Origin of the sequence: Bradyrhizobium sp. (genome assembly GCF_004799445.1) — a bacterium.
Classification (GTDB): domain Bacteria; phylum Pseudomonadota; class Alphaproteobacteria; order Rhizobiales; family Xanthobacteraceae; genus Bradyrhizobium.
This window is the reverse complement of the sequence record NZ_SSNA01000006.1, coordinates 1-6,622: the sequence shown is the minus strand read 5'-3', so window position 1 is coordinate 6,622 and position 6,622 is coordinate 1. Positions and strand designations below refer to the sequence as shown.

The window sequence follows — 6,622 nt, the reverse complement described above, 5'->3', positions numbered from 1 at the left end:
GACCAGAACCCGGTCTCCCTGCGCCACGAATTCGGGGGGCTTTGGGTATTTCATTTCCACCTCTTTGGACGCCTTCTTAAGCACAGCCGCCAATTCCGCGTGCCCGCGGTGCGTGCCTGCCAGCGGCCAGCCCTCGCCCGGAATGATCCACTCGATATCTTCGGCAGCCAACGCCAGCAGATCGTGCTCATTGTAGCTGCCCATTGCTGCAAAGAAATTCTTCACAATCTGGACGTTCTCTTCGATGCTCATCGTATCTCTCCTTTTTCCTTACGTCGGATTTTGTCCGATCTGATCGGACATGTTGTGGTCCACGAACTAGGATCGCATCGAAATTTGCGATCACGATTCATCAGTCGAACTTGACCAAGTCCTTGAAGATCAGCCGACCCCAGCTATTTCCCCGCGCCTGCACAAGCAGTCCACCTTCCGAAAGCCCGCCGAGTTTGATCGGCGCGAAACCGAGATTTTCCGCGAGCGCACCAATCTCCTCTGCGGCACCGTCATCGTCGCTCGCCAGGAACACGGCTCTCCTGCCCCCATGTACGGCCGGATCTTGGTCAAGGACGGCAGCGACCAGATGGTTGAAGCCCTTGACCAGTCTTGCGCCAGTAAATGCCTGCGCGACGAACTTGGAAGAAGGCTGACCTCCCAGTTTCTCAGGGGGCACGCCGTAGGCATTGGTCACATCGATGATCGTCTTCCCCTGCCAGGTGGGGAGCGCCTTCGCGACATCCGGGTGCGCCTCGAAACGGACGGCCAAAAAGATGATGTCCGCCTTGACGGCATCCGTCAGTGTTTTGGGAATGATCTTGGGTCCGATCGCGGCCGCACGGGATGCAAAGCTTTCCGGGTCGCGCGTGGTCGCGACGGATACTTCGATGCAGTTGCGGGCAAACGCCTTGGCCAGAGCCTGGCCGATATTGCCGAAGCCGACGATTGCGTAGCTCAAAAACTTCTCCTTGACGGTGGCCCCTGCGAGGCTCCCGATTGAGTGACGGCGGAGTAATCGAATGGAGCGCCCGGCCGGGCGTAGCGCGTCAGAGTTGCGCTAGGCCGCCGTCGACGGCGACCTCGCTGGCGGTCATGAAGCTGCTGTCCGACGACGCGAGAAAGGCAGCCGCCGCCCCGACCTCCGCCGGATCGCCCATGCGCTGGAGCGCAGTCATCGAGCCGTAGGCCTTCAGGCCTTCCTCGCCTAGCGCTTCCTTCGCGAGTTCGGTCGCAGTCGCCCCGGGCGACAGCACGTTTACCCGGATGCCGGTGCCCTTCAGGTCCTCCGCCCAGGTCCGCGCGAGGTTGCGCACTGCCGCCTTGCTCGCGCTGTAGGCGGTGAACGCCGGGGCGCCCGTGGTGCCGGCGCTCGATCCGGTCAGGATGATCGAACCGCCCTTGCCCATCAGCGGCAGCGCCTTCTGGACCGTGAAGATCGTACCCTTCACATTGACGTCGAAGGTTTCGTCAATGTGCTTGGCGGTTATCTCGCCGAGCTTAAGCTGGCTTCCCACCCCGGCATTGGCGAAGACGATGTCGAGGGTTCCGCGCTCGGCCTTCACCGCCGCGTAGAGTCGGTCGAGGTCGGCCTCATCCGAAACCGAGCCCTTCACTGCGCGGGCATTGGGCCCGAGGTCGGCCACAGCGGCGTCGAGCGCTTCCTGCCGGCGGCCGAAGATGAAGACGAAGGCGCCCTCCTCGATGAAGCGCTTTGCCGCGGCGAGTCCGATGCCGGTAGCGCCGCCGGTGATCACGGCGGTCTTTCCATTCAGTCTGGTCATGTCCTGCATCCTTCGTTGGATTTGTACGGAAGCAGGGATCTGTTCCCACTTGCGCTTCATCAATGAAGATGGGGGTGCCGGGGTTCCCAAAAAAACCAATTGAGATTAGACCTTCTTGGTATACGAATCAGATGATGTACGCGGTCGACATCGATCAGCCCTTGATCTCAGGACGTGACGTGCCACTACACGTTGGCTCACCTAGCTCCGCTGAAGCCGTTTTCTTTTTCAGCACCGCCACTGATCTGTTCGGCTCCCGTGTCACGCCGAGCTGAACCTTGCCCTGTTCGACGTCGATAAGCTGGCGCAGGCGGTGATGAGGGCGGTACGCGACGGTGACGCCGCGGCGCTGGCAGGCTACTCGACACGGCGGTGCCGCACCTGTGGCGCTATCAGGAGTTCAGCGCCTGGATGACCGACAGCATGCATGACGCTGGCGGCCCGGCGCTGACCGGGCCGTTCCGCCAGATGACGGCGCTCGCCAGGTTAGACAAACTGTTTGACTCGTCCGTGGCAGGCCACCGGCTCAGCGACTATTTGCGAGGCGTCGCCTGGCAGGCGGGGCGGCCTATGCCGGCCTAATCAAGAAACGGGGTTGCACCGGGCGGCGAAGCAACGAGTCCAGGCTTGAACGCGACGGGCTTGATAGGTCGATTTTGAGGTTCTCGGGTGTCCGGGCGCCGACGGCGAGCGTGAGGCGAGATCGAACCGACCCGCAATGCTTCATTCCTAGCCTTCACCTCGCAACGCTCGCTACGGAGGTCAGGTACTTCAGCATCCACTGTCCAGCCGGTCCGAGGCTGTGCTCCGAAATGTAAGCAGCGCCAAGCACCAGCGCTGTGACGGTGTCGGAGCCGGCCGGTTGAATGACGATCAACCTCCCGTCTTTGATTTCGTCCTCTACCATGTGCGCCGGCATATTTCCCCAGCCGAGCCCTGCGAGCAGCATCGATTTTTTGGCACCAAGATCGGCCAAGCGCCAAGTTCGACTGGAAAGCACGCCCCAATCTTTCGCAGCCGTCAATGTTGACGCGTCCGTCAAGACAAGTTGAACATGCTGGTGGAGCACGTGGGGCTCGATGATGCCCTGTATGGACGCGAGGGGATGGGATGGAGAGACCACCGGGCAGAGATGAAAGGTGGTGGTCGGAGTAAGTTTGAGCGCGGCGAGTTCAGCAATGTTGCTCGGCAGCAATCCGATGGCGCATGTCCCGTCGGTCACCAGGTTAGCAGCGGCACCCAGTGACGCGACGTAGAGGCGCGGCGGTACTGTCGGGAATTGTTCGGTGAAGGCCCGAAGCGCATCAAATATCTGAGGCATCGGATAAAGCGCGTCCAGCACGATGCTCAACTCGGCTTCCAGGCCGCTGGCGAGGCCGCGTGCCTGTTCGCGGAACGCTCCCGCTTCTTCAGCAATACGACGCGCTCGGGTCAGTAGTGCGCGGCCGGCCGGTGTTAGTACCGAGCGGTAGGCCGAACGATCGAACAGCGGGACGCCGATTTCAGCCTCCAGCTTTCGGACCGCGTATGTAACTGCCGACTGAGCCCGTTGCAGCGATTTTGCCGCTTTCGGGAAGCTGCCCTCGTCAACGACCGACAGAAAAACCCTGATCTGATCGAGGGTAAGAGCGTCCATGATCTAACCCATATATCAAGACGGTATAAACTTAGCCGCTTTTTTGCGCGATGGCCAGTGCGCCATGCTTGCCGTAACACCATCGGAATCCCGCGATGGGGCGTGGACCTCACGGCGACTTTCGGATCACAGCGGAGGACACTGGTCAAACCCGCGCCCGACGTGCAAAAGCGGCTCTGTCGTTGCGATACCCTCAATCCCGGGCTACCGAAATTTGCCAATGGCTGGAGTGCCTATCTATATCTCGGTTGGTGCGCCAGAAAAGCATGTGCCGAGCGTGCCGGGACTGTGGCGGGGCGATTTCCTGGAATGGGCTGAGGGGGTCCCCGATGGCTCATTCGCCCGCCGCGTGGTCCCGGCGTGCAAATGAGCTCCTTTGAATTTGTCGAGCCAAATGGCTAGCTCCCTCGAAGCGTGAGCCACCGTGCGCTGTCGTAGCGCTTACGCTTGGCGTTAGGTAAGCCCGAGTGCCAACAGGAATTAACGTGTTTTGGTATAGTTTGGAATTCTCTCACGCTGTATTCTCTTTGATCGGCGGCGCCTTGCGATGGCGCAGGAAGCGGCCCAGCAGTCTACGCTTGCCCTTGCGCGGAATGAGGTCGATGTCGCTCACGAGCTTCGCGCCGCCCTTGTGGCGTTCCAGCACAATTTTGCGGCTGTGGAAGGCTTCAAGTTCGGCACGATGCCCGACGCTGATTACGGTAGCTTTCGGCAGCTCTTTGTTCATCAGCGCCATCATCTTGTCCTGGCTTTTCTCATCGAGCGCGGAGGTCGCCTCATCCAGCACGATTATTTCTGGGTTGTGAAGAAACAGTCGTGCGAAGGCGAGCCGCTGCTTCTCTCCGCCGGACAGCGTCTGATCCCACGGCGCATCTTCCTCGATCTTGTCCTTGAGGTGACCGAGGCCGACCTTGTCGAGTGCTTCGCCGATCTGCTCAACCGTCCAGTCCTCGGCTGCGGCCGGATAGGCTGTGGCGCGGCGCAGCGTGCCCAACGGCACGTAAGGCTTTTGCGGCAGCATGAACAGCCGCCGATTTGGATGGAAATTTACGCTGCCGCCGCCCCACGGCCATAACCCCGCGATTGCACGCACTAATGTGCTTTTGCCAGTGCCGGATTCGCCGGCCACCAGCAGCCGTTCGCCAGCTTCGATCACCACATCCGCGTCGCCGACCACGGCGGTGCCATCGTCGAGCGTCACGGACAGATTGTGCAGGCTGAGTATAGCGTCGCCTTCAGTCTCGCCGCGCTGGATACGGCCGATGCCGTCGCCGCGCTCGGCACGCTCAAGCCCGTCAAGCGACATCATCAGTGAGGCGATACGGCGCGCGCAGGCGTTCCAGTCGGCGAGTCGCGGATAGTTGTCGACCAGCCACCCAAACGCGCTTTGCACGATGGTGAAGGCGGATGCCGCCTGCATCACCTGTCCCAGCGTCATGCTCCCGTCGAGGAATTTCGGTGCGCACAGCAACACCGGCACCACCGGTGCGATCAGGCTCGATCCTTGTGACACCAGCGTTGTGCGCATGTGCTGGGCTGCGAGCCGCGCCCATTGCCGCAGAACCTTGGTGAAGGTTTTGTCGATACCGTCGCGCTCTTCTTGCTCGCCTCCCAAGAGTGCGATGCTTTCGCCATTCTCGCGCACACGGGTAAGCGTGTAGCGATACTCGGCCTCGGCTTGATTCTTGGCTTCTGAGACTTGCACAAAGCCGCGTCCGATCGTCATAATCGAACCTGAGGCGATCGCGGCATAAAGCACCGCTGCTATCACGAGGAAGCCGGGGATGGTGATCGTGGATCCCGCAACAGTTACCGTGAGCGCGCCGCCGATTGTCCAGAGCACCACGATGAACGTCGTTGCGGACAGGAATGCAGAGGTAACGCCTGCGGCGAAATCTACCGGCGCATCGGTGGCGACCCGCAAATCCTCGGCGATGCGATACTCCGGGTTCTGATGGTCTCCGCTGACAAGATTGAGCTGGTAGTAGCGGCCATTGGTTAGCCAGCGCGACACCACGGAATTGGTTAGCCAGGCGCGCCAGCGGCGCTGGATACCCATACGCGTGAATACTTGCGCGACCCCGAGCACGACACTGCCGATCGCCAGCGGGAAAAACACCGCGGTCAGATAAAATACTGTGGTGGAATCGCGCCTCTCAATCGCGTCGAAGATCGCGCGATTCCAGACATTGATGCCGTATTGGAAGCCGACATTGGTGACGATCAGGACAACAAGGCCGATGGAAAATATCCACGCCAGCCTGTCGCCGCTTGTTCCCCAAAACCCTTTGGCACTGATCCAGAAGCGCGTGAGCAGATAATCCTTGCGGATCTGCTCAGCCTCCTCTGGAGACATATCCGGATCGGTTTCAAGAATTTGGGGCGGGGGTGGCTCAACGTGGTCACCGGCTTCGGCGACGATCTCGACGAACGGTATCGCGGGAGGTTTGGACATGACCAAATAACTCCAAGGAAATCAAAAGGTTCCCTTAGCTTCGACGGATCGACCCACTGCGCTAAGGCGGTCTGACGCTTGGTCATCCCCGGCGCCTCGGCTAGCCGATTGCGCTCGGCCCTGACGGGGTTGGGGAGGGGGTAGGAGCAAGGCCCGGAAGGCAAGGGTCACACGTTCGAATCGTGTCGGGTGCGACATTGCGTATAGAGCAACGAACAACATTGTCTCGGTTGCATAAGGCTCTTCTGTCGACGTTATGAGGCGCCTCGCTTTCGAGCCGGACGTTTCTGGTTGGGATCGACGCCCTTATTCGAGGGCCGATATGCCGCGACGACCAAAATGGAAACGCGCTCGACGAACCATTACAACAATCGCCGCCTTACTTATGATAGAGCTACCAAAGAGGACCAGAGCAATGCGACTACCGCCAAAGCCATCAGTCCCGTCCCGACCCAACCGAATCCAATGAGCCAAGGCTTTGCTCTAAATCGTCCCATCAGGCGGGAGTTGCCGACAATGACCATCATGATGGCCATGATAGGGACCGCGACGATGCCGTTGAGAACCGCACTCCACACCAGCATGTGAATGGCATTAATGCCGGTGAAGCCGAGTCCGAATCCGATGACGGTCGCCGCTGCGATGATCGTATAAAATCCGACCGCGTCTGGAGCCTTTGCTTCGAGGGTGGCATGCCAGCCAAAGGCTTCAGCTACCCCGTAGGCCGCCGACCCAGCCAGCACGGGGATCGCCAGC

7 protein-coding genes are annotated in these 6,622 nt (G+C 60.4%); 1 reads left to right on the top strand and 6 read right to left on the bottom strand.

Annotated features, from left to right (window positions below):
* The 3 genes from E8A46_RS00370 to E8A46_RS00360 all read right to left on the bottom strand — a co-directional run.
* On the bottom strand, positions 1-252 hold a 252-nt coding region (locus E8A46_RS00370; RefSeq protein ID WP_291556019.1), incomplete at its 3' end, for a nuclear transport factor 2 family protein.
* A 100-nt stretch (positions 253-352) separates the two neighbouring features.
* Positions 353-952 carry an NADPH-dependent F420 reductase gene (locus tag E8A46_RS00365; protein ID WP_291556017.1) on the bottom strand — a complete coding sequence of 200 codons (600 nt, stop codon included), beginning with the start codon at positions 950-952 and terminating at the stop codon, positions 353-355.
* A gap of 88 nt (positions 953-1,040) precedes the next feature.
* Positions 1,041-1,775, bottom strand: coding sequence for an SDR family oxidoreductase (locus tag E8A46_RS00360; protein WP_291556015.1), 735 nt, complete (start codon positions 1,773-1,775; stop codon positions 1,041-1,043).
* 411 nt (positions 1,776-2,186) lie between these two features.
* On the opposite strand from E8A46_RS00360, the gene E8A46_RS00355 reads away from it, so the two are divergent.
* On the top strand, positions 2,187-2,357 hold the full coding sequence (locus tag E8A46_RS00355) for a hypothetical protein (protein WP_291556013.1): 171 nt from the start codon (positions 2,187-2,189) through the stop codon (positions 2,355-2,357).
* Positions 2,358-2,511: 154 nt separating this feature from the next.
* Here the strand turns inward: E8A46_RS00355 and E8A46_RS00350 are convergent, their stop codons facing one another.
* From E8A46_RS00350 to E8A46_RS00340, 3 genes are all read right to left on the bottom strand, one after another.
* Positions 2,512-3,411, bottom strand: a complete 900-nt coding sequence (locus E8A46_RS00350) for a LysR family transcriptional regulator (RefSeq protein WP_291556011.1) — start codon at positions 3,409-3,411, stop codon at positions 2,512-2,514.
* Between the two features lie 511 nt (positions 3,412-3,922).
* Complete coding sequence (locus tag E8A46_RS00345) at positions 3,923-5,866, bottom strand: ABC transporter ATP-binding protein/permease (protein ID WP_291556009.1); 1,944 nt, start codon at positions 5,864-5,866, stop codon at positions 3,923-3,925.
* 383 nt (positions 5,867-6,249) lie between these two features.
* Positions 6,250-6,622, bottom strand: a 373-nt coding sequence (locus E8A46_RS00340; RefSeq protein WP_291556006.1) for a divalent metal cation transporter, incomplete at its 5' end; no start/stop codon positions are given.